At 72.2% G+C, this 23,108-nt stretch carries 20 protein-coding genes and 1 pseudogene; 9 read left to right on the top strand and 12 right to left on the bottom strand.

All coding sequences use genetic code 11. The annotated features are described in order from the left end of the window. Positions 1-158: 158 nt before the first annotated feature. The 5 genes from afsQ1 to JEK78_RS14410 all read left to right on the top strand — a co-directional run bounded on the left by afsQ1 (position 159) and on the right by JEK78_RS14410 (position 4,066). Positions 159-836: a two-component system response regulator AfsQ1 gene (afsQ1, locus tag JEK78_RS14430; protein ID WP_200259145.1), complete on the top strand. Its 678-nt coding sequence runs from the start codon at positions 159-161 to the stop codon at positions 834-836. Beyond that, complete coding sequence (locus JEK78_RS14425; protein ID WP_200259143.1) at positions 833-2,473, top strand: HAMP domain-containing sensor histidine kinase; 1,641 nt, start codon at positions 833-835, stop codon at positions 2,471-2,473. The genes afsQ1 and JEK78_RS14425 overlap by 4 nt, the downstream gene beginning before the upstream one ends. Then, on the top strand, positions 2,470-3,075 hold the full coding sequence (locus tag JEK78_RS14420; protein WP_200259141.1) for a hypothetical protein: 606 nt from the start codon (positions 2,470-2,472) through the stop codon (positions 3,073-3,075). The genes JEK78_RS14425 and JEK78_RS14420 overlap by 4 nt, the downstream gene beginning before the upstream one ends. A gap of 97 nt (positions 3,076-3,172) precedes the next feature. Next, a complete protein-coding gene (locus JEK78_RS14415) occupies positions 3,173-3,739 on the top strand; it encodes a VanZ family protein (protein ID WP_200259138.1) in 567 nt (188 codons plus the stop codon). 117 nt (positions 3,740-3,856) lie between these two features. Continuing rightward, complete coding sequence (locus JEK78_RS14410; RefSeq protein WP_200259134.1) at positions 3,857-4,066, top strand: PspC domain-containing protein; 210 nt, start codon at positions 3,857-3,859, stop codon at positions 4,064-4,066. An 81-nt stretch (positions 4,067-4,147) separates the two neighbouring features. Here JEK78_RS14410 and JEK78_RS14405 read toward each other — a convergent pair whose 3' ends face one another. Further along, entirely contained in the window at positions 4,148-4,528 is a 381-nt protein-coding gene (locus JEK78_RS14405) for an ATP-binding protein (protein ID WP_200259131.1), read from the bottom strand. Positions 4,529-5,134: 606 nt separating this feature from the next. Between JEK78_RS14405 and JEK78_RS14400 the strand changes: the two genes are divergently transcribed. The 3 genes and pseudogenes from JEK78_RS14400 to JEK78_RS14390 all read left to right on the top strand — a co-directional run. Further along, entirely contained in the window at positions 5,135-5,896 is a 762-nt protein-coding gene (locus tag JEK78_RS14400; protein ID WP_200259129.1) for an alpha/beta fold hydrolase, read from the top strand. 449 nt (positions 5,897-6,345) lie between these two features. Then, positions 6,346-7,893, top strand: a complete 1,548-nt coding sequence (locus JEK78_RS14395; protein WP_200259127.1) for a hypothetical protein — start codon at positions 6,346-6,348, stop codon at positions 7,891-7,893. 359 nt (positions 7,894-8,252) lie between these two features. Then, positions 8,253-9,044, top strand: a pseudogene (locus tag JEK78_RS14390) (RNA polymerase subunit sigma-70); the annotation flags it as partial. 51 nt (positions 9,045-9,095) lie between these two features. On the opposite strand, the gene JEK78_RS14385 reads toward JEK78_RS14390, so the two are convergent. Further along, on the bottom strand, positions 9,096-10,154 hold the full coding sequence (locus tag JEK78_RS14385; RefSeq protein ID WP_242483076.1) for a saccharopine dehydrogenase NADP-binding domain-containing protein: 1,059 nt from the start codon (positions 10,152-10,154) through the stop codon (positions 9,096-9,098). Positions 10,155-10,215: 61 nt separating this feature from the next. On the opposite strand from JEK78_RS14385, the gene JEK78_RS14380 reads away from it, so the two are divergent. Further along, on the top strand, positions 10,216-10,842 hold the full coding sequence (locus JEK78_RS14380; RefSeq protein ID WP_242483075.1) for a TetR/AcrR family transcriptional regulator: 627 nt from the start codon (positions 10,216-10,218) through the stop codon (positions 10,840-10,842). A 125-nt stretch (positions 10,843-10,967) separates the two neighbouring features. Here the strand turns inward: JEK78_RS14380 and JEK78_RS14375 are convergent, their stop codons facing one another. The 10 genes from JEK78_RS14375 to JEK78_RS14330 form a co-directional block, all read right to left on the bottom strand. Continuing rightward, positions 10,968-12,251 carry a thymidine phosphorylase gene (locus JEK78_RS14375; protein ID WP_200259123.1) on the bottom strand — a complete coding sequence of 428 codons (1,284 nt, stop codon included), beginning with the start codon at positions 12,249-12,251 and terminating at the stop codon, positions 10,968-10,970. A 22-nt stretch (positions 12,252-12,273) separates the two neighbouring features. Continuing rightward, positions 12,274-12,666, bottom strand: coding sequence for a cytidine deaminase (locus JEK78_RS14370; RefSeq protein ID WP_200259121.1), 393 nt, complete (start codon positions 12,664-12,666; stop codon positions 12,274-12,276). Then, positions 12,663-13,928 (bottom strand): ABC transporter permease, encoded by a 1,266-nt coding sequence (locus tag JEK78_RS14365; protein ID WP_200259119.1) that lies wholly within the window; start codon positions 13,926-13,928, stop codon positions 12,663-12,665. Before JEK78_RS14365 ends, JEK78_RS14370 begins: the two co-directional genes overlap by 4 nt. Further along, positions 13,928-15,043: an ABC transporter permease gene (locus tag JEK78_RS14360; protein ID WP_200259117.1), complete on the bottom strand. Its 1,116-nt coding sequence runs from the start codon at positions 15,041-15,043 to the stop codon at positions 13,928-13,930. The genes JEK78_RS14365 and JEK78_RS14360 overlap by 1 nt, the downstream gene beginning before the upstream one ends. Beyond that, entirely contained in the window at positions 15,043-16,647 is a 1,605-nt protein-coding gene (locus tag JEK78_RS14355; RefSeq protein WP_200264168.1) for an ABC transporter ATP-binding protein, read from the bottom strand. Before JEK78_RS14355 ends, JEK78_RS14360 begins: the two co-directional genes overlap by 1 nt. Positions 16,648-16,808: 161 nt before the next feature. Continuing rightward, positions 16,809-17,855 carry a BMP family ABC transporter substrate-binding protein gene (locus tag JEK78_RS14350; RefSeq protein WP_200259115.1) on the bottom strand — a complete coding sequence of 349 codons (1,047 nt, stop codon included), beginning with the start codon at positions 17,853-17,855 and terminating at the stop codon, positions 16,809-16,811. Between the two features lie 344 nt (positions 17,856-18,199). Continuing rightward, the gene (locus tag JEK78_RS14345) at positions 18,200-19,441 is read right to left on the bottom strand and encodes a M20 family metallopeptidase (protein ID WP_200259113.1); all 1,242 of its coding nucleotides are present in this window, start codon (positions 19,439-19,441) and stop codon (positions 18,200-18,202) included. 286 nt (positions 19,442-19,727) lie between these two features. Beyond that, positions 19,728-20,798, bottom strand: a complete 1,071-nt coding sequence (locus tag JEK78_RS14340) for a hypothetical protein (RefSeq protein ID WP_200259110.1) — start codon at positions 20,796-20,798, stop codon at positions 19,728-19,730. 51 nt (positions 20,799-20,849) lie between these two features. Then, positions 20,850-21,788, bottom strand: coding sequence for an N-acetylneuraminate synthase family protein (locus JEK78_RS14335; protein WP_200259107.1), 939 nt, complete (start codon positions 21,786-21,788; stop codon positions 20,850-20,852). Between the two features lie 9 nt (positions 21,789-21,797). Then, positions 21,798-23,090 (bottom strand): acylneuraminate cytidylyltransferase, encoded by a 1,293-nt coding sequence (locus JEK78_RS14330; protein ID WP_200259104.1) that lies wholly within the window; start codon positions 23,088-23,090, stop codon positions 21,798-21,800. Between the last annotated feature and the right edge of the window lie 18 nt (positions 23,091-23,108).

Here is a 23,108-nt window from a genome sequence, read left to right as displayed (position 1 = left end):
GGGCAGTTCATCGGGGTGTCCGCCGACTGTCACAGACCTGTCACAGGGCCTGTCGCCCCGGCCTGTCGCCGGGCGCGACCCCGATCGCCCTCCCGCGAGGCGGCGGCACGACACCGGGGGGTCGAGACACCCCCCGCGCATGGGCAAGAATGTGCCCCGTGCCTTCCCTGTTGCTGATCGAGGACGACGACGCCATCCGCACGGCCCTGGAGCTCTCCCTGACGCGCCAGGGGCACCGGGTGGCGACCGCTGCCAGCGGTGAGGCCGGTCTGACGCTGCTGCGCGAACAGCGCCCGGACCTGGTCGTGCTGGACGTGATGCTGCCCGGCATCGACGGCTTCGAGGTGTGTCGCCGCATCCGCCGCACCGACCAGTTGCCCATCATCCTGCTCACCGCCCGGAGCGACGACATCGACGTGGTCGTCGGGCTGGAGTCGGGCGCCGACGACTACGTCGTCAAGCCCGTCCAGGGGCGTGTGCTGGATGCTCGGATCAGGGCCGTGCTGCGGCGCGGCGAACGGGAGTCCAACGACGCGGCGACCTTCGGCGGCCTCGTCATCGACCGGGCCGCCATGAGCGTCACCAAGAACGGCGAGGATCTCCAACTCACCCCGACCGAGCTGCGGCTGTTGCTGGAACTCAGCAGGCGTCCCGGGCAGGCGCTGTCCCGGCAGCAACTGCTGCGGCTGGTGTGGGAGCACGACTACCTCGGCGACTCCCGCCTGGTCGACGCCTGTGTGCAGCGGCTGCGTGCCAAGGTCGAGGACGTGCCGTCGTCGCCGACCCTGATCCGGACCGTTCGCGGCGTGGGCTACCGACTGGATCCGCCCCCGTGACCGGCCGGTGGCCGGGACGCGGACGCGGGTGGTCCGCGGCGCGCCGGGGGCTCCTCTCGCGGCTGCGCCTGACCAGCCTGCGACTCCGACTGGTCGTCGTCTTCGGTCTGGTGGCGCTCACCGCGGCGGTGTCGGCGTCCGGCATCGCCTACTGGCTGAACCGCGAAGCGGTCCTCACCCGCGCCCAGGACGCCGTCCTCGGCGACTTCGAGCAGGAGATGCAGAACCGCGCGGGGTCACTTCCGGAGCACCCCACCCAGGACGAGTTGCAGCACACCGCCGGTCAGATGGCCACCAGCAGTCAGCGCTTCGGCGTGCTGCTCGTGGCCGAGGACGCCGGCGGCGGGACGGTGTTCGGCGGCTCCGGCGGACTGGGCGGGTTCTCGTTGTCCGACGTACCGGAGCGTCTGCGCGCGGCCGTGAACGAGGAACAGGAGCCGTCGGACGCCGACTCCGCCCCCTACCACCTCTACTGGCAGCGGATCTCCCGAGGCGACACCCCCTACCTGGTCGCCGGTGCCAGGGTGATCGGCGGCGGGACGACCGGCTACATGTTCAAGTCCCTGGAGCCCGAGGCGGAGGACCTGGAGTCCTTGGCGTGGTCGCTGGGGGTGGCCACCGCGTTGGCGCTGATCGGCTCGGCGCTGCTCGCCCAGGCCGCGGCGTCCACGGTCCTCAAGCCGGTCCAGCGCCTGGGAGTCGCGGCCCGACGTCTTGGCGAGGGCAGGCTGGACACCCGGCTGCGAGTGTCCGGCACCGATGAACTCGCCGATCTGTCCAGGACGTTCAACAGCGCCGCGGCGGCGCTGGAGAAGAGGGTCAGCGAGATGGCCGCCCGGGAACAGGCGTCCCGGCGCTTCGTCGCGGACATGAGCCACGAGCTCCGTACCCCGCTGACCGCCCTCACCGCCGTGACGGAGGTCCTGGAGGAGGAACTGGACTCGGAGAGCGGCGGCATCGACCCGATGATCGAACCCGCGGTGCGTCTCGTGGTGGGCGAGACGCGGAGGTTGAACAACCTGGTCGAGAACCTCATGGAGGTCACGCGCTTCGACGCCGGCACGGCGCGGCTCGTCCTCGACGACGTCGACGTCGCCGACCAGATCACCGCCTGCGTGGACGCCAGGGCGTGGCTGGACGCCGTCGAATTGGACGCCGATCGCGGCGTCCACGCCCGCCTCGACCCGCGCAGGCTCGACGTGATCGTCGCCAATCTGATCGGCAACGCCCTCAAACACGGCGGGTCCCCGGTGCGGGTCTCCGTGCGGGAGGAGCCGGACGCCGTCACGATCCGGGTGCGGGACCACGGACCCGGCATCCCGGAGGACGTTCTGCCACACGTCTTCGACCGCTTCTACAAGGCCAGCGCCTCCCGCCCGCGCTCCGAGGGCAGCGGCCTCGGCCTCTCCATCGCCTTGGAGAACGCGCACATCCACGGCGGGGAGATCACGGCGTCCAACTCCGCCGAGGGAGGGGCCGTCTTCACGCTGCGGCTGCCCCGGGACGCCTCCGCCCTCCCGGGCGCGGACGGTGGCGACGGCCGGGGAACGGACGACCCCAAGAGCACCGCCGGGTCGCGGGACGACCGCGCGGAGCCGGAGCCCGACGGACCGGAGGGGAACGGAGGGGAACGATGACGACACGCCGACTGCCCGCGCTCCTCGCCCTCCTCGCGCTCGGGACGCTGCTCGCGGGTTGCGGTATCCGGGCCACGGAGGTGCCGACGGAGTACGGTCCCGCCCCGTCCCGGGCCAGGTGCGCGTCGACGCCGTCGGACTCCCGCTCCGAGAGCGCCGGCGGGGTGCCGGTGCGGGTGTTCCTGCTGTGCGGGTCCTCGCTGGTGGCCGTGGACCGCACGGTGCGGACACCCGGCGGATCGGAGGACTCCCGAAGGGTGTTGGCCGCGCAGGCCCTCCTGGACGAGCTGGCGACCCCTCCGTCGGCCGCCGAGCAGGAGGCCGGCTACACCAGCGACGTACGGGAGACGACGGTCGGCGGACCTCGGCGCGGCGACCCCGCGGACACCCTGCGGCTCGGCACCTCGCCGGAGGACCTCACCTCGTACGCCCTCGCGCAGATCGTGTGCACCTTCTCGGACTCCGCCGCCGCCGAGGACGAGGGCTCGGTGGTGTTGGGCGGCCCCGGCACGGAGGAGCCACTCCGCTACACCTGCACGGACGAGGTGCGGGCACGGCCGGGCGGAAACGAGCCGCCGTCCGGACGCGTCACCGGGGGCTGAGGGCACGGCCGACCCCCTCCGGGGTGTGGCGCACGCCTCAGCCGAAGGGGACGTACGGGCAGGAACCGATTTTCCGACCCGTCGCGTCTTGGTGGGCGTGCAGCGTCAAGGCTCCGTCGTCGGCGGCAGTGTCCCTCCCCGCCTCCGGGTCATCGGGTGCGTCCTGTTGACCGCTCACCTCGCGTTGGTCGCCTGGCTGACGCTGCGTCCGCTGGACGTGCCCTGGGTCCTCCCGGCCAATCTGCGTCCGCTCGACGGCGTCCGCGCCGACCTGGCTCTCGGCTGGCCAGAGGCCGCGCGACCGCTGGGCGAGGGTCTGGCCCTGCTGGCACCGCTGGGCGTGCTGCTTCCGCTGGCGCACGGCAGACTCGACGCGTCCCCGCCGGGATCGCTCCTTCGCACGGTCGGTGCGGGGGCGTTGCTGTCCTTGGCGATCGAGTTGCTGCAGAGTGGCGTGCCGGGGCGGGTCGTCGACATGGGCTCGCTGCCGCCGAACATCGCGGGGGTGGCCTTGGCCCACCTGGCCGTGGTGCCGTTCGCCCGGTCCCGGCTGCGCCGGAGGGCCTCGCCGCTCCGACGGGAAGGGCCGGGAGGGCGGGTTCCGTCGGGGGAGGCCGCTCAGGGACGGACCCCGACGATTCCCAGGGTCCGCATCACACCCTAGGGCGACGCCCGCCCGCTCGTGCCGCCCTAGCGTGGGAGAGGACGAGCGGTGAGGACCCCGCGAGGCGGGACCCGCACCAGCACGTCGGATGAAACCAAGCCGTACAGAGGAGAACCCATGCCCGCCGCCGGCCGCCTCGTCCGACCGACCCAAGGCCGCGTGATCGCCGGTGTCTGCGCCGCGCTGGCCCTGCGTTTCGGCATCTCCCCGGTGACCATGCGCGTGATCTTCGTGCTGTCCTGCCTGCTGCCGGGCCCGCAGTTCCTGCTCTACCTCGCGCTGTGGCTGCTGCTGCCGGCGGAGGGGAAGGCGGCGACGCGCCGATAGACACGCCCCTCCACGAAGCGCGCCGGGTAAGCGGCGGGGCGCACCCTCGACACGGGTGCGCCCCGCCCGGTGACCGTCGGCTCAGCCGAGCGGAAGGCCGTTCACCGGCAGGCCGCCGGTCGGGAGGCCGCCGGTGGGCAGGCCCTGCAACGGGAGACCGCCGAGAAGGCCGGTGAGCGGCTCGGTGGGACCGTTGGCGAGCTGCTCGGCGACCAACTGCTGGGCGACGGGCTGGGCCGCCTCCAGGCCTCGACCGGCGACGTTCTGCCCCTCCGTCAGCGCGTGGCCGGCGCCCGGGAGAGCCTGGGAGACGTTCTCGGCGGGGAGGGTTCGCGCGACGCCTTCCAGTGTGCCGACGGCGTCGGGGGTGGCCGGCGCCGCCTGCGCGGCACCCGCCCCGGTGGCGGCGAAGGCGGCGCCGAGCGCGGCGACACCGAGAGTCTTGGCAGCAGACTGCTTCATGAATTCCTCGAAGGGGGATGTGTGGATGGTGAGCGGTCCTCGACCGTAGACATCCAGGGGTGTCCGCCGCAAACATCGAAATGCGAATGGATCGTGAAAGCGCCCACACCCTCGCGGCGACCGACGAGGGGCATCCCTACCTGATGGGTCACGAAACCGCTGATGGGAGCGGTCCTCTCGGTCAGGAATTCGCACATTCCACCGACGCGCCAGAATGCGCCCCCACTCTTGACCCCGTCCGACCGTTCATCGAAAGGAATGAATTCTCATCTCAACACATTGACGCACGATCTCCGGATGGACCGGATGGAAATTCGCCCGAGCGATCGACACCTCACCCGTGTTCCCTCGGGACGACATCACTCTCTCCTCGCCGGGAAAGCCGGCCGGCGGAGGGCGCGTACTCCGCCGGCCGCCCACGCGCGAGCGTCCACGATCGACCCACCCCACCAGGAGCGATCAGAACCGACCGCTACGGATCGCCGTGGATCGGTCGAGGCCCGAGGACGCCGCGACGGGGCCCGACGCGGCGGGCCGATCGGTCGAGATGCAACAGGGACAGCACGGACAGGTGTCGTACACCCGCGCTTCTGGCACTGTTTCGCCATGGCAGAGGACGCGACATCGACGCCCGGGGCGCGGTTGGGCCGGGCGCTGGGCACGTACCGAGGACCGGTCGGCGGGGTGGTGCTGCTGCTCCCGGCCGGCGACGAGCACTCCCACCGCAGGCCCTCACCGCTCCTGGCCACCGCGGGCATGTTCCGCATGGGACGGCGACTGGTGCGCGCGGGCCGGGAGGAGGGGCTCGCGGCGCATGTCGTGCACTACCGTTGCCGGGGCTGGAACGGCCCCGCCACACAGCAGGCACGGGACGCCGCCCAAGCGGCCGACCAGGCGATCCGGCGCTACGGCGACGTCCCCGTCTGCCTCCTGGGCCATGACATGGGCGGTCGGGCGGCGCTTCGGGCCGCCGGCCACGAGGCCGTCGGCTCCGTCGTCGCGATCGCCCCTTGGCTGCCGGAGGACGACGGCGCCGGTTCGCCCGAGCCGGTGAAGCAACTGGGTGGCCGCAGCGTGCTGATCGTGCACGGCACCGACGACGAACGCGTCGACCCCGAACTGTCCTTCCGGCTCGCCGCCCGAGCGAAGAAGGCCAACCGCGAGGTGTGCCGCTTCGAGGCGCACTCCGACGGACACGCCCTGCACCACTATCGCGGCGAGGTCGCCGCGTTGGCGGTGGACTTCGTCCTGGGCACACTGTTCGGCCGGCCGCTCGCACGACCGGTCCAGGACGCGCTCATGGCGCCGCCCCCTCTGGGGCTGCGCATGCCCCTGGCCGCCGGCTTCGGCAGCTCGCGCCGGCGCTGAGCCCGACGTCCGACCTCACCGGCGCTCGTGGCCGCCGACCGCTTCCACGCGCCCGACGGCCTTCACTCCGGCCCGGGCACGGGCCGATCGCCGACTTCCGCGGTCGGTCCGACGCGCCGAGGTCGAGCCTGACGGCTTCGACGGGGCACGGGCTCGGGTGATCGCGGCGGGATGCGCGAATCCCCCACCGGTGACGAGCCGGAGCAGGACGCTCTGCCTTCGCGGGCCACTCCCGGGGTGTTCGGGTCGTCGCCGAGGGACGCGGCGTTCCTGACAGGGCACAGGCCTCCGGTCGCGGCATCCCGCTTTTCCGTGCGCGCGGGACACGACCTCCTGATGGCCAGATTTTCCGTTTATGTCATGTTTTGATGCGTGATGTGACACCCCGTCCGAGGGGAGTCCGCATCACTGATGCGCCGTCATGTGCCCCACCGGTCGAAGGAGTCGACATGTCCCACGCCCAGGACCGCCCTGCCTCGAACGCCGCGGTGAAGACCGACACGGACACGGGGGTGCGGCCCGACGGTGGGCCGCCCTCGCCTGGGAGGCGCCGGAGACTGGCCGTCATGGCGGCGGCCGGTCTGGCCACCGCCCTCACCACCGCGACCCTCATCCCCGCCACCGCCGGCGCGGAGCACGTTCCCGCCGCCCTCAAGGGGCCCGCTCACCCCGGGGCCGCGCCCGGCGGCGGAGACTCTCCCTCCACCACTCAGGACCAGGAGCGGGACCCGGACCGGGGCGGAGACGGGGACGGCGACTACTGGGCACGGCACGCCGGAAACCCCGACGAGCACCGGGGCGCCGGCGCCCCTCGGGGCGAGGCCGAGGGCGAGGACCGGGACGGCGGGGGCGGGCGTGATCGGGGTCCGGTCGTGTCGGTCGAGTGCGATCCGAACGCGCTGATCGAGGCGATGACGGCGGCGAACACCGAGGGCGGTGGACGTCTCAGCCTCGCCCCGCACTGCACCTACGCCCTGACCGCGAACGACGGCGCGACCGGGTTGCCGGTGGTGGTCCAGCGGATGGTCATCGACGGCAACGGCGCGACGATCACCCGGGCCGCGGGCGCCGACCGGTTCCGCGTCTTCCGCGTCGACACCGGCGGTGATCTCAAGCTCCGCCACCTCACCGTGTCCGGCGGCAAGACCGCGAGCGACCTCAGCGGCGTCCCCGGCGGTGGCGGCGCCTACGTCGCCCCCGGCGGCCTCCTCGACGTCGACCACGTCACCTTCGAGGGCAACAGGGGCAGGGGAAACAGCTACGGCGGCGCCATCTACAGCGACGGCATCACCCACGTCCGCAACAGCACCTTCCGCGACAACTCCGCCAACAGGGGCGCGGGGGTCTACAACGGCGCCAGCAAGCTGGAGATCACCGCCTCCAAGTTCACCGGCAACACCTCCCGCACCTGGGGCACCATCGCGACCTTCAACGGCGCCACCACGATCGCCAAGAGCCTGTTCAAGAACAACACCGCCGACCTCGGCCCGGCGGTCACCTCCGCTCTCGGTGGCACGACGGACATCGACAAGAGCGCCTTCCTCAACCACAGGGCCACCTCCACCGGCGGCGCCGTGTACGTCCAGGACACCGACCTCCAACTCCGCAGGAGCACCGTCGCCGGCAACTCCGCCTTGGTCGCGGGAGGCGTCTGGGCCCCCAGGAACGCGGTGATCGCGGACAGCAAGATCAAGAACAATGTCGCCACGACCGGGGAAGCCGGCGGCATCCACGCGCGACCGAACCTGGCTCTCCAGCGCACCGAGGTCACCGGAAACCGCGCTCTCGCGAGCAGCGCCGGCGGCGTCTACATCCGCACCGGCGACCCCACCGTCGGCCTCACGGACATCACCATCACGGACAACTCCGCCGCCGTCGCACCCGGCGGCCTCGACAACAGCTTCGGCGCCACCATCGACGCCTACGGCACCAACGTCATCACCGACAACTCCCCCACCAACTGCACCGGCGTCAGCACCGCGATCTGCTTCGACTAGGGAACGCTTCGAACGTCGCGCCACCCGCCCGAAGGGGGCGGACCAAGCGGGGCTTTCGCGAAGCGCCCCGGCCCCCACCGTCGCCCACGGCCCGCCCTCCCCCGCCGCCGGAGGGCGGGCCGTCCGGCGGCGGGGGCCTCGGGAAGCGACCGGGCGCCCCACCGGGAACTCGCCGCGGTCCCCGAGGCGACCACCCGCCGCCCATCCGGCGGCCCCCGGACGACACGACCGGCCGCTTCCGCGCCTACGCGGACGTCTCGCCGCCGAAGGGGGCGATGTCAGTGGCGGGCCGTACCTTCTCGCTTACAGGGCACGCGGGCACTCGGGCGTGCGACGGGGACCGGGGAGTGGGCGGGCGGATGGACGTGGACGACGACACGAGGACGGCGGTCGCGGCGGTGTCGGACGCCGGGTTGGACGCGGCGCTGGAGAGCCACCGTCGCGAGCTGACCGGCTTCTGTCACCGCATGCTCGGATCCTCCTTCGAAGCCGAGGACGCCGTCCAGGAGACCCTCGTGCGTGCCTGGCGCGGCCACGCCGGCTTCGAGGGCCGTGCCGGCCTGCGCTCCTGGCTCTACCGCATCGCCACCCGCGTCTGTCTCGACCTGCTGGCCGCCGGCGGCAGACGCGCACGCCCGATCGACCTGACGGGGCCCGCGCCACTGGCCCGGGCCGTGCTCACCACCCGCCCCGACCACACCTGGCCGGAACCGGTGCCGGACTCCCGGGTGCTGCCGGCCACCGACGATCCGGCCGAGACCGCCGTGGCGAAGGAGTCCGTACGACTCGCCTTCCTGGCCGCCCTGCGACGGTTGCCGCCCCGGCAGCGCGCGGTGCTGATCCTGCGGGAGGTGCTCGCGTGGCGTGCGAGCGAGGTCGCCGAGTTCCTGGACACCTCCGTCGCCTCCGTGAACAGCGCCCTCCAACGGGCGCGCGCCACGCTGAGCGACCGCCGCGGCGAGCGGAACGACGACGTGTCCACTCCTCAGGACGCCCGCCAGCGCGCCCTGTTGGACAGGTACGTGTCGGCCTTCGAGGCGTACGACATCTCCGCCCTGACCACGCTGTTGCGCGAGGACGCGGTGATGTCGACGCGGCCCTTCGCCCTCTCGCCGGCCGGTCCCGGCGCCACCACGGGCTTCTTGACTTCCTCCTCCGCCCACAGGCGGGGGGTTCCGGCGGTCGCCCGCTGAGCTTCCCGCTCATCGACGAGGCCGAGGCGCTCCGGTTTCCGGTTCGTGGAGTTCGACGCCGTGCTCGGTCGCCAGGATGTCCGGGATCGCGGCCAGCGCCGGCAACTGTTCCATGTGGTGCACGCCGGTGGGGAGTGTGCCGGTGAGCAGTTCGCGGACGGTGTACGCGGCGACCAGGCCGGTGACCCGGCTCTGCCCGTGCCCGGTGAGGGCGAGGGAGGCATGACGGTCGCCGCGTCGGGCATCGGCGCGCAGGGCGAAGCCGTCACCGCCGAGGTGGACCCGGCCGAGGGCACGGGTCAGCATCCGCCGGACGCCCGGTCGGCGGGTGGCGCGGAGCAGGCCGGTGCGGCGCAGCCCGAAGAGGGCGGCGGTCAACGGCCGGGAATCCAGGCACAGCCGGGTGGTGACCGACGGGATGTCGAGCGTGCGCGCCAGCGTGTACTGGTCGGAGAAGGGGAAGGGGTGCGCCGTTCGCGTGCCGTACCCGGGGAGTGGAGTTCGTCGCGTGGGGGCCGTGGTGACCTCGGCCAGCTGTTCCACCGTCCAGCGCAACGCGTCCCCGCCGTGCCGCTCGCCGGAGCCCAGCATCACGGTCAGGTCGAGGTGTCGCGCCCCGCCGACGGCCTCGTGGGCGCGGCGGGCGAGCAGGTTCGTCAGGCCGGGTGCCACGCCGACGCTCGAAACGGCCGTGGCACCGGAGGCCACGGCGGTGTCGTGCAAGCGGGCCGTGGCGTCGACCAGCCGGGGGGTGGCACAGACGTCGGCCAGGTGGACGCCGCGTTCCAGGCAGGTTCGCGCGACCCTGTCGTCGGGGGGTTCGACGCACAGCACGACGGCGGACACGTCGCCGAGTTCGTCCAGCGCGCGATCCACTCCACCGGGGTCGGTCACGTCGACGCTCACCCCGCCCAGTCGGCGCGCCCGTGCCTCGTCCCGCCCGGCGGGCACCACGCGCCCGGGGAACCACGCGTCGAGCGTGGCCGTCGTGACCGAGCCGACGGCTCCGTATCCGCCGACGACAAGGATCCGCCGGGCGGGCGAGCCACCCGATTTCGCTGTAGTCATACTCCAATCACTAACACTGTAGTCTCACTACAGTCAATGTTCCGGGGATCGAGGAGGCACCGTGGCCACCCCCATGACCCGCGCCGAAAAGGCCCACCGCACCCGCAAGCGGATGCTCGACGCCGCCGCCGAACTGTTCACCGAACACGGCTGGGCGGGCACGACCGTGGAGGACATCGCCCGGAGCGCCGGAGTCGGCGTGCAGACGGTCTACTTCACCTTCGGCACCAAGCGAGCGGTGCTGAAGGAGTTGCTCGACACGGTGATCGCCGGGGACTTCGACCCGGTGGCGACGCTGGAACGCCCTTGGGCACATGAGGTCGTCGACTCACCCGACCCGGCGGCCCAGCTCGCCCTCCAGGCCGCCGGAGCGCGCCGCGTCCTGCAGCGCGCCACCCCGGTCCTGGAGGTCGTGCGCGGCGCGGCGGGCTCCGACCCGGAGTTGGCCGCCCTGTGGCAGGCCAATCAGGAGCAGCGCCACGCGGTACAACTCCGGTTCAGCGAGGCGCTGATGTCCAAGACCGGGGGAACGCTGCGAGGCGGCCACGATGCCGCGTCCGCGGCCGACATCGCCTTCGCCGTTCTCGGTCCGGAGACGTTTGGTCTGCTCGTCACCGGCCGCGGCTGGACTCCGGACCGCTGGGAGCGGTGGGCGGCGGACGCGCTGGCGCGCCAACTGTTGCCCTGATCGGCCGACCCGCGTGACGCGGTCGGGCACGGCCGTCCTCGTCACGCGGGGGCGGACACGAGGGCGCCGGGGTCGGTGGTCGCCCACCGGCCCCGGCGCCCGGTACCTCGCTCGCGCGTCCTCGATCAGGCGACGCGCTCGATCACGACCGGCGTGGGGGTGAAGTCCGTCCCGTCCGGGGAGATGTCGTACGACCCCTCGACGGCGGAGAGGGCGTAGTCGAACCGCTCGGGGGTGTCGGTGTGCAGGGTGAGCAGAGGCTGTCCCTCGGTCACGCGGTCGCCCGGCTTGGCGTGGAGTTCGACGCCGGCGCCGGCCTGCACCGGGTCCTCCTTGCGCGCCCGCCCCGCCCCGAGCCGCCAGGCGGCCACGCCGATGTCGTAGGCGTCCAGGCGGGTGAGGACGCCGGAGGCGCCGGCCGTGACCGTGTGCCGCTCCCGGGACGTGGGAAGCTCGGCGTCGGGGTCGCCGCCCTGGGCCGCGATCATGCGACGCCAGGCGTCCATGGCGGAACCGTCTGCCAGCGCCTTGGCCGGGTCGGCGTCGGGCAGCCCGGCGGCCACGAGCATCTCGCGGGCCAGGGCCACGGTCAGCTCGACGACGTCGGCCGGACCGCCACCGGCCAGCACCTCCACGGACTCACGAACCTCCAGCGCGTTGCCCGCGGTCAGTCCCAGTGGCGTGGACATGTCCGTCAGCAGAGCCACGGTCCTGACCCCGTGGTCACCGCCCAGACCCACCATGGTCGAGGCCAGCTCGCGGGCGTCCTCGACGGTCTTCATGAAGGCGCCGCTTCCGACCTTGACGTCCAACACCAGGGAGCCGGTCCCTTCGGCGATCTTCTTCGACATGATGGACGAGGCGATCAGGGGGATCGCCTCGACCGTGCCGGTCACGTCGCGCAGGGCGTAGAGCTTCTTGTCGGCGGGGGCGAGACCGTCGCCGGCCGCGCAGATCACCGCGCCGACGCCGTCGAGCACCGAGAGCATCTCCTCGTTGGACAGCAGGGCGCGCCAGCCGGGGATGGACTCCAGCTTGTCGAGCGTGCCGCCGGTGTGCCCCAGACCCCGGCCGGAGAGCTGCGGCACGGCCGCCCCGCAGGCCGCGACGAGCGGCGCCAACGGCAGGGTGATCTTGTCGCCGACGCCACCGGTGGAGTGCTTGTCGGCGGTGGGCCGGGAGAGGGACGAGAAGTCCATCCGCTCGCCGGAAGCGATCATCGCCGCCGTCCAGCGGGCGATCTCGGCCCGATTCATGCCGTTGAGCAGGATCGCCATGGCGAGGGACGCCATCTGCTCGTCGGCGACCACGCCGCGGGTGTACGCGTCGATGATCCAGTCGATCTGCTCGGGGCTGAGCTCGCCGCGGTCCCGCTTGGTGCGGATGACGGAGATGGCGTCCATGGCCATGGCCGGGCGTTCCTTCCGGTGGTTACTGGGTGAGGTGATCGGGGCCGAATGCCTGGGGCAGCATCTCGGCCAGTGGGAGCACGCCCGCGGGCGTCTCCAGCAGCAGTTCCGGCCCGCCGAACTCGTGGAGAAGTTGGCGACACCGGCCGCACGGGACCAGGACCTCGCCGCGGCCGTCGACACAGACGAAGTGGGTCAGGCGCCCCCCGCCGGTCAACCGCAGCTGGGCTACCAGCCCGCACTCGGCGCAGAGTCCGAGACCGTAGCTGGCGTTCTCCACGTTGCAGCCGGTGACGGTGCGGCCGTCGTCGACCAGGGCGGCGGCACCGACGGCGTAGCCCGAGTAGGGGGCGTACGCGCGGGTCATGGCGGCGCGGGCCGCCTGGCGGAGCGCCGACCAGTCGGCTTGGGTCATTTGCCTTGTCCCTTTCGGTAGGCCGTGCCGTTGGCCCTCGGCATCCGCAACCGCTGTGCGGACAGAGCGAGGACCACCAGGGTGATGGCGTACGGGGTGGCGGCGACCACCTGGTTGGGCACCGCGTCGGTGGTGCTGTACCAGACGAAGGCCAGGGCTCCGATGGCGAGGGTGATGCCGGCCTTGAGGTAGGCCTTGCGCACCAGCAGCCAGATCGCGCCGGCGAGCAGCAGCAGCGCTCCGAGCAGGAGCAGGGCGTGCACGTTGGCCGAGCCGCCCCGGAGGTTCAGGCTGTCGGTGTAGCCGAAGAGGCCGGCGCCGAGCGCGAGGCCGCCGGGCATCCAGTTGCCGAAGATCATCGCTGCGAGGCCGATGAAGCCTCGCCCGCTGACCTGGCCTTCCAGGTAGAAGGGGTTGGCGACGATGGAGAGGAAGGCGCCGCCGAGACCCGCCAGGCCGCCGGAGACGATCACGGCGATGTACTTGTACTTGTAGACGTTGACGCCAAGGGATTCCGCCGCGACCGGGTTCTCGCCGCAGGAGCGCAGCCGCAGGCCGAAGGGGGTGCGCCACAGGACCCACCAGGTGGTGGGGATCAGGGCGATGGCGATCAGGGTGAGCCAGGAGACGTCGGTGACGAGGCCGCCCAGCAGGCCGGCCACGTCGGAGACGAGGAACCAGCCCTGGTCGTTGAGGGAGACCAGCGCGTCGGACAGACCGGGCACCGTGAAGTGGCCGAGGGACTCCACGGGAGGCGACTGCTTGGCGGTGCCGCCCTGGTGGCCCTCGAAAGCCAGTGGGGCGAGGTAGCGGGTGGCGCCCAGGGCGAGGATGTTGACGGCCACGCCGGAGACGATGTGGTTGACCCGGAAGGTGACCGTGACGATCGCGTGGAGCAGACCGCCCAGGGCTCCGCCGACCACACCCAGCACGATGCCGCTCCAGGGGCCCCACTGGAAGCCGGCCCAGGCACCGAACCAGGTGCCGAGGATCATCATGCCTTCCAGGCCGATGTTGATCACGCCGGCGCGCTCCGCCCAGAGGCCGCCGAGGCCGGCGAGCCCGATGGGCACGGCGAGTTGGAGGGCGGTGGACATCTGACTGACGTTGGTGATGCCGTCGGCGCCGGTGACGATGCGGACGAACGAGGTCAGCGCGAGACCGCCGGCGATGATCAGCATCAGGACCGGCAGGGAGAGGCGGCGGGACGCGGGCGCCCCGGGCTCCGGCGTGGGCCGGACGACGTCGGTTGCGGTGGCCATCAGCCGGCCACCTCCTTCGTGGTGTTGTGGCCGAGGGCGTGACCGGCGGCCAGTTCGGCGCCGACCCGGCGCTGCTGGCGGCGGAGGCCCCATTCGCGGACGGCCTCGTAGGAGACCACCACGGACAGCACGATCAGGCCCTGCATGATGACGGCGATCTCCTTGTCGTAGCCGTGGAAGTCCAGCTCGGGCGACGCCTTGTCGAGCCATGCCCACAGCAGGGCGGCGAAGGCGATGCCGACCGGACTGTTGCGGCCGAGCAGGGCGATGCCGATGCCGAGGAAGCCGATGCCGGTGGGGAAGTTGAGGTTGAAGGTGTGGCTGGAGCCGAGCAGGATCGGCAGTCCCGCCAGTCCGGCGACGCCGCCCGAGAGCAGCATGGCGGTCAGCACCATGCGCTTGGGGTCGACGCCACTGGCCGCCGCGGCGGTCTCGGAGGCGCCGGAGGCGCGCAGGTCGAAGCCGAAGCGCGTGCGGTTGAGGGTGATCCAGTAGCCGACCCCGAGCAGGACGGCGAGGACGATGAGCCCGTAGACCTCGCCGGAGGCGCCCAGGTCGAAGCCGGGGATCCAGCCGGACTCGTGCATCACGCCGGTGGTGTTGTTGTTGCCGACCTTGACGCCGAAGACGTCCGGCAGCCACAGGTAGCCGATGACGGCGGTGGCGATGGCGTTGAGCATGATCGTCGCGACCACCTCGCTGACGCCTCGGGTGACCTTGAGGACGCCGGCGATGCCCGACCAGAACGCGCCGGTGAAGACGGCGGTCAGGAGCAGGAGCGGCACCTGGAGGGCGGCCGGCAGGGCCACGTGGGCGCCGACGATCGCCGTCGCCATGGCGGCGAGCTGGTACTGGCCGTCGACACCGATGTTGAACAGGTTCATCCGGAAGCCGATGGCCACCGCCAAGGCGGTGATGTAGTACAGCGTCGCCTGGTTGAGGATCCGGACCTGGACGTCGGAGTAGCCCGCCTGCTGGAACATCAGGGCGAACGGCTCGACGGGGTTCTTGCCCGAGGCGATCAGCACGATCGCGCTCAGGGCGAAGGCCACGGCGAGCGCGATGACCGGTCCGGCCACCGCGAGGAGCACACGCTCCCGGTCGAACTTCTTCATCAGCGGGCCTCGTCTTCCGGGTCCTGATCGCCGGTCGTCGGCTCTTGGTGGTCGAGGTGACCGGAGGCGGCGCCGGTCATGGCCGATCCCAGCTCCTCCGGGGTGACGGTGGCCGGATCGGCGTCCGCCACCAGCCTGCCGTCGTAGATCACCCGAAGGGTGTCGGACAGGCCGATCAACTCGTCCAGGTCGGCGGAGATCAGCAGTACGGCCAGGCCCTCGCGGCGGGCCTCCCGGATGTGGTCCCAGATGGCCGCCTGGGCGCCGACGTCGACGCCGCGGGTGGGGTGGGCCGCGATCAGGAAGCGCGGGGCGTGGCTCATCTCTCGGCCGACGATCAGCTTCTGCTGGTTGCCGCCGGAGAGCGAGGCGGCGGTGACGTCGATGCCAGGGGTGCGGACGTCGTAGGTCTCGACGATCCGACGGGTGTCCTCCTGGGCCGCCTTGGGGTCCAGCCAGACGCCCTTGGCCACGGGCTTCTCGGTGACGTGCCCGAGGATGCGGTTCTCCCAGAGCGGCGCGTCCAGGAGCAGGCCGTGGCGGTGGCGATCCTCGGGGATGTAGCCGACGCCCTCTTCACGGCGTCGGCGGGTGGGCCAGCCGGTGATCTCGTCCTCGGCCAGTCGGATCGACCCCGAGTCGGCGTGGCGCAGTCCGATGAGGGCGTCGACCAATTCGGTCTGACCGTTGCCCTCCACGCCGGCTATGCCGAGGACCTCGCCCGCGTGGATGGTGAAGGTGATGTCGTCCAGGAGCGCCTTGCCGCCGGGCGTCGTCAGGCGCAGCTTGTCGACGGTGAGGACGGGGCGGTCGGTCACCGTCGACTCGCAGGTCTCGGGGGTGGGCAACTCGCTGCCCACCATCAGCTCCGCGAGCTGGCGCGGGGTGGTCTCGGCCGGGACGGCCGTGCCCACGGTGGTGCCGCGACGGATCACGGTGATGTCGTCGGCGACGGACAGCACCTCGCCCAGCTTGTGGGAGATGAAGATGACGGAAAGGCCCTCGGACTTCAGCTCGCGGAGGTTGTCGAAGAGGGCGTCCACCTCCTGCGGAACCAGCACCGCCGTCGGCTCGTCCAGGATCAGCGTCCGGGCGCCGCGGTAGAGGACCTTGAGGATCTCCACACGCTGCCGGGCGGCGACGCCGAGGTCCTCGACCATCGCGTCGGGACGGACGTCCAGGCCGTACCGGTCGGAGAGCTCCTTGATCGCGCGTCGGGCCTTGGCGCCGATGCCGTGCAGCTTCTCGCTGCCGAGGACCACGTTCTCCAGGACCGTGAGGTTGTCGGCGAGCATGAAGTGCTGGTGCACCATGCCGATGCCGCGGGCGATGGCGTCGGCCGGACTGTGCAGGGCCACCCGCTCCCCGTCGAGCGTGATGGTGCCCTCGTCCGGCTTCTGCATGCCGTAGAGGATCTTCATCAGCGTCGACTTGCCGGCGCCGTTCTCGCCGACGAGGGCGTGGACGGTGCCCTTGCGGACGGTGAGGTGGATGTCGTGGTTGGCCACGACACCCGGGAATCGCTTGGTGATTCCGGCGAGTTCGACGGCGGTCTGCCGACCGCCCGCCGCCGCATCGGCGGGAGGGCTGCTGGACGCGTTGATGGCGCACTCTCCTGGGGACGGGATGGGGTCTACGCGCGTAGCGCCCCTACGGCATCGAAACGGGTGGCACCCGAACGACGGGGTACGCGGAGGCGTTCTCCCCGTACCCCGTCGCCTGGGTGCGACCCGAAAGCTGCACGTCGGTCGAGACGCGACCGGACTCAGCCGGTCGAGACCTCGATCTCGCCGTTGATGATCTTCTCCTTGGCCGCCTCGACGGCGGCCTGCAGGTCGGCGTCGTCCGCGAACGCGGGGTTCGAGTTCGAGAGGCTCACCTCACCGGACTCCAGATCACCGCGAACGATACCGGTCTCCGGCTGACCGTCTTCGACCGACTTCGCCAGGTTGAAGACCGCCTTGGCGACGTCCTTCATCGCGGAGGTCAGGATGGAGTCCTTGTACTTCGCCAGGGCCTCCTGCTGGTACTGGTCGGAGTCGACACCGATCGCCCAGACGTCGTTGGCCGCGGCGGCCTCGATCACGCCCTGACCCGACAGACCGGCCGCCGCGTAGACGACGTCGGCGTCCTTCTCGATCTGACCCTCGGCGGCGGTCTTGCCCATGTGGGGGCTGGAGAACCCGCCGTCCTCGGCGGTCTGGGTCAGGTACTGCGAGACGACCTTGACCTGCGGGTCGGTGTCCTTGACACCCTGCTCGAAGCCGGCCTGGAACTTGTGGATCAGGGGGATGTCCACACCGCCCACGAAGCCGACCACGTCGGTCTTGGTGCTCTCGGCGGCGGCGACACCGGCGAGGTAGGAGGCCTGCTCCTCGCTGAAGACGAGGTCGGCCACGTTGTCCGCCTCGACTGTCGCGTCGTCGACGATGCCGAAGGTGGTGTCCGGGTACTTCGCGGCGGCGCCCTTGACAGCGGAGGCGTAGGCGTAGCCCACGCCGATGACCGGGTTGTAGCCCTGCTTGGCGAGCGACTCCAGGCGCTGCTGCTTGTCCGCGTCCGTCTCGCCCTCGGTGGGCTCGATGTCGGCGGTCTCGTAGCCGAACTCCTCCTTCGCCTGCTCCAGGCCCTGGTAGGCGGCGTCGTTGAAGGACTGGTCACCCTTGCCGCCCACGTCGTAGGCGATGGCGAGGCCCTTGTCACCATTCGAGCCCGACGAGCCTTCGGTGGAGGTGCCGCCACAGGCGGACAGGGCGAGGGCCAGGGAGGCGGTCGCCGCGCCTGCGACCGAGATACGGGAAATCCGGCGCATGTGTGCTGCTCCTGTCATACGAAGCGCCGGAGTTCAGCTACGGCGCTGGCTTCGCCGCACATTAACGCGCGTAGACCTGCCTGAAAACCCCTTCTGTCCTTCTTGTTATCCGCCCGTGCCCAAGCCCACAGCCGGTGGGCGGAAGCCCTCGCCGGGCGCGAACGGGGGGTGGCTCTGGGTGACGCCCTCCCCCGGTTCTCACCCGCCGCGCCGGCGGGGCGACGCGACGGGTGAGAACCGGCACGGCACGGGCCCCGGTGACGGGCCGACCCCGCGCGGGGCCCTCAGACCACCGAGGCGCGCGCCCCCCGTTCCGAACCGACGGCGTCCGCCGGCCGACTCACCTAGACACCGTCGAGCAGCGCGGCGGCCGTCAGCAACTCCACACCCACCGTGATGGCGTGCTCGTCCACGTCGAAGTCGCCCTGGTGGAGATCGCGCACGGTCCGCTCGCCCGGGGACCGGACGCCCAGCCGGGCCATGGCCCCGGGCACCCGCTCCAGATACCAGGAGAAGTCCTCGCCGCCCAGACTCTGCTCGGTCCCCCGCACGGACTCGGTACCGCGCCGGGCCACCATGGCGCGGCGCAGGAGTTCGGTGCTGGAGGGCTCGTTGACGACCGGGGGCACGCCCCGGACGTAGGTGATCTGCGACTTGGCCCGATGCAGGTTCGCCACCTCGTCGATGGCGGCCACCACGACGTCCGGCGCCTGCCGCCAGGCTTCGAGGTCGAGGCAGCGCACGGTCCCGGACAGCTCGGCGTGCTGGGGGATCACGTTGGAAGCGTGCCCCGACTCGACACGACCCCAGGTCAGGGCGAGGCCACTGCGGGTGTCGACCCGCCGCGAGATCAGCGCCGGCACGTCCGTGACGACACGGGCCACGGCGGTGACCAGGTCGGTGGTCAGGTGCGGTCGCGCGGTGTGGCCGCCCGGGCCGTCCAGGGACACCTCCAACCGGTCGCAGGCGGAGGTGATGGCGCCCTCCCGCAACCCGATCCGCCCGGCGTCCACGCGCGGATCACAGTGCAACGCGAGAATGCGCCGCACCCCCTCCAGCACGCCGCCCTCGATGGCGTCCGCCGCGCCGCCCGGCATGACCTCCTCCGCGGGCTGGAAGACCAGCCGCACCGGACGCGGCAGCAGCCCTCGGCGGTGCAGCTCGGCGAGGACCAGGCCGGCGCCGAGGACGACGGTGGTGTGGACGTCGTGCCCGCAGGCGTGGGCCCGGTCCGGGACGGTCGAGCGATAGGCGCAGTCCGTCTTGGTGTCCGGGATCGGCAGGGCGTCGATGTCGGCCCGCAGGGCGATCGTCTCCGGTCGTCCGCCCGACCCCCCTCCACTCGCCCCGATGTCGCACACGAGCCCGGTGCCGATCGGCAGGACCCTGGGCCGCAGGCCGGCGCGGGTCAGGCGCTCCTTGATCGCGGCGGTGGTCCGGAACTCCTGGTTGCCCAGCTCGGGATGCATGTGCACGTCGCGCCGGAAGGCGACGAGTTCGGCGCGCAGCTCCTCGGGGAGCGTGCCGGGGAGCACGGCTCCGCTCAGGAGATCTGCCTCGGGCTCTGGGGGGGTCAATTGCTTCACCCTTTGCAGGGTAGGACGACGAGGCGGCCCGTTGACCCACGATCAACAAAAGTTCAGCCCGTCAGGGGAAGAAAACACGGCCGCCCCGCGCATATGTACCGACGCGGTTGGGTACACTCGCTCCCTTTCCCGACAAGTCTCACCTCCGCTCGCCGCGCGCGATGCTGCCGGGTACCCGCCCCACCGCCCCGCCACTCCTGGACGGCGACCGACCACGCCCGGGAGCGCGGGCCCCGTTCCCCGGGGAATCGCCGCGACCGGCCGCGGCGTGGGGCGGGTGCGAGGTTCACCCGACCGTCCCCGCCACCGCCGGGAGCCGGTGTGCCCCCCGCGCCGAACCCGTCACACCGGAGAGGAAGCCCCGAGCCCTCGGGGAGGCGTTCCGGGTGAGCCAGCCGGGCTCGATGTCGCAGACGGCCACCTCGACGTCGGTGCCGACCAGGGCGAGCGGAAGCGTGTGGACGACGGTGGAGGGGAAGCTCAGGATCGTGCGCCCGACCGGTCCCCGCCGCGCGACGATCTCCAGGGGAAGCTCGGGGCGGACCACTTCCAGGCCCGTCTCCACCCCGAGTCGGTGCAGCTTGGACGCGCTCTCCCGGCGGTGGGCGAAGTACCGACCGGCACCGTGGGCCTCGGCCAGGGCGCGGACGGCCGCCAGGTACCGCTCGGCGTCGACGACACCGGTCTCCACCAGGGAGGTGCCGACCAGGTCGGCGCTGCGGGTGACGTGCGGCGGACCGAAGCGCTCCCGGGTCCAGGCGAACGCGTGGGCGGTGACGGTGACACCGGCGGGGGCGTCCCCGATCGGCATGGCGGAGAAGATCTCGACGGCGCGGTTCCCCGCCGGGGTGAGCCGGCGCCGCGCCGCCGCCGAGACCGGGGCGAAGAGCAGATCCCGGGGAGCGGGCCGGCCGCCTTTGCGGTGCCAGCGCACCAGGCGCTCGCCCCGGACCAGTTGGCCGACGAACTCCATGGTGGCCGTGCCGTCGTCGACCACGACCAGCTCGTCGGCGCGCCCCATCCACAAGAGCAGCTGCACATAGCGGGAGAAGGGGTCGCCGATGACGATCCGGTCGGCGCCCCGCAGCGCGGGACGCAGCCCTCCGACGGTGTGGAACGGAGCCGTGACCCCTCCGCGCGCCTCCTCCCAGCGGACGTCGTGGCCCTCGTCCCGGGCCAGGTCGGCCATGCGGCGGAGCTGGCCCCGGCTCATGGGGTCGACAGGCGAGAGGACGACGAGGGTGAGCCCCGCGCCGGGGGCACGGGTGTGTGCCCACTCCAGCGTGTTGAGGAGCTGTACCGGGCTCTCGACGAAGGCGAGGGTGCGGTGGCCGGCCTTCCCGGCGCGGGGGCTCATCGGCGTACGACCGTCCCGTCGTAGGGCGTGGAGGGGGTGGGGTCCGGGGTGTCAGACGCCCAGGGGCTCGCCGGCCGCCAGGGCGATCTCCGCCTCGGCGACGACCCCCTGGACACGGCGCAGTTTCCTCATCGGCCCCAGCTCCGACTCATAGACCCTCTTGACCCCGTCGCCGAGGGACGCCTCGATGGTTCGGATGTCGCGGACGAGGCGGGTCAGGCCCTGCGGCTCGACCGACGCCGCCTGGTCGGAGCCCCACATGGCCCGGTCCAGGGTGATGTGGCGCTCGACGAAGACGGCGCCCAGGGCGACGGCGGCCAGCGTGGTCTGCAGACCCGTCTCGTGACCCGAGTAGCCGATCGGGACGTTGGGGTACTCCTGCCGCAGGGTGTCGATCACCCGCAGGTTGAGTTCCTCGGCCTTGGCCGGGTAGGTCGAGGTGGCGTGACAGAGCAGGACGTTGTCACTGCCCAGGACCTCCACCGCGTGCCGGATCTGGCGCGGGGTCGACATGCCGGTGGAGAGGACGACCGTGCGGCCCGTGGCCCGCAGGGCGCGCAGGAGTTCGTCGTCGGTCAGCGAGGCGGAGGCGACCTTGTGCGCGGGCACGTCGAACCGCTCCAGGAATGCCACGGCCTCGGTGTCCCAGGGAGAGGCGAACCAGTCGATCTCCTTGGACCGGCAGTACGCGTCGATCTCGCGGTACTCGTCCTCGCCGAACTCCACCCGGTGGCGGTAGTCGATATAGGTCATCCGACCCCAGGGGGTGTCGCGCTCGATGTCCCACTGGTCGCGCGGCGTGCAGATCTCCGGGGTGCGCTTTTGGAACTTGACGGCGTCGCAGCCGGCTTCGGCGGCGGCGTCGACGAGCCTGAAGGCGTTCTCCAGCTCGCCGTTGTGGTTGATGCCGATCTCGCCGGTGACGTACACGGGGCGGCCGGGGCCGGCCTCGCGCGAACCGAAGGAGCGGATCCGGGCGTCGGTGCTCATGGGGCTTCCTTACGGGGTGTGCGGGGTGGGTGAGGCGTCGGAGCCGGACGGGGCGGCGGCCGGCGCGGTGCCGAGGTCGGGGCCGAGGAGCCATCCGGCGATCTCTCGGATCGCCCCGGCGCCGCCGGGCACGGTGGTCACCACGCGGGCCGCGGCCCGGACCGCGTCGTGCGCCGAGGCGACCGCGACGGGCCAGCCGACCAGGTCGAAGCAGGGAAGGTCGTTGACGTCGTTGCCGACGTACAACACGCGCTCGGGCACGACGCCCCGCTCCTCGCACCACCGCTTCAGCGCGAGGTCCTTGCGGTCCACGCCGTGCAGCACCGGGATCCGCAGTTTGCGACCCCGGGCGGCGACGACCGGGTTCTCCTCCGTGGAGAGGATGAGCAGGGGCATCCCGCGGCGACGCAGGGCCGCGACACCGAGACCGTCGCCGCGATGCACGGCGACGAGTTCCCGGCCGTCGGAGTCGACGAGGACGCGGTCGTCGGTCTGCGTTCCGTCGAAGTCGAGGACCACCGCGTCGACGTCCCCCGCGGTCGGAAGGGCCGCCGAGGCGGTCGCGCCGCGCCCGTCGGGGCGGTCCCCGTCGAGCAGCGGAGCCAGGGCGCGGGCACGCGCGAGGTCGTGCGGGTCGTCGATCTCCAGTACCCGAGCGGGGTCGGTCCGCACCAGATCGGTCCGGCCGAAGAAGCGGTGGCCGTGCTCGCGGAAGCCGGCGGCGTCCATGGCGTAGGCGGCCCCGGTCTCCAGCAGGTCCTGGGGGCGATCCTGGCGTCGGGGTCGGGAGGACTTGTCGTGGTTGACACCCTGCCCGCCTCCCTCGGTCGCCGCCCGCCACAGGAACCCGTGGAAGGGAGCCACCGTCACGGCGGTCTCGGCGTCGCCCTCCGCGACGGCGCGAGCCACGGCGTCGACGTCCTCGGCCGTGAGGAAGGGGCTGGTGCACTGAACGAGCAACACCACGTCGACGGGGGTCCCGCGGGCCGCCTCGTAGGTGTCGAGGGCGTGCGACACCGCGGCCTCGGAGGTGGCCGTGTCGCCGGCGATGGCCGGCGGGCGGGTGACGACCTCCGCGCCGGCCTCGCGGGCCGCGGCGGCGACGGCCGGGTCGTCGGTGGAGACGACGACGTCGGTCACCAGCGGCGCCTCCCGGCACGCCCGCACGGCGCGGGCCACCAACGGCACCCCGCCGACGGGGGTGACGTTCTTCCTCGGGACGCCCTTGGAGCCGCCCCGCGCGGGGACGACCGCGAGGACCCGGCGTGCGGGGGCGGTGCGGTCTGCGTCGGTTCGGGACATGGGCGGCTCTCCTCGGTC

The sequence above is a fragment of the Streptomyces sp. HSG2 genome, from assembly GCF_016598575.1.
Taxonomy (GTDB): Bacteria; Actinomycetota; Actinomycetes; order Streptomycetales; family Streptomycetaceae; genus Streptomyces.
This window is presented reverse-complemented; position numbering and strand designations above follow the sequence as displayed.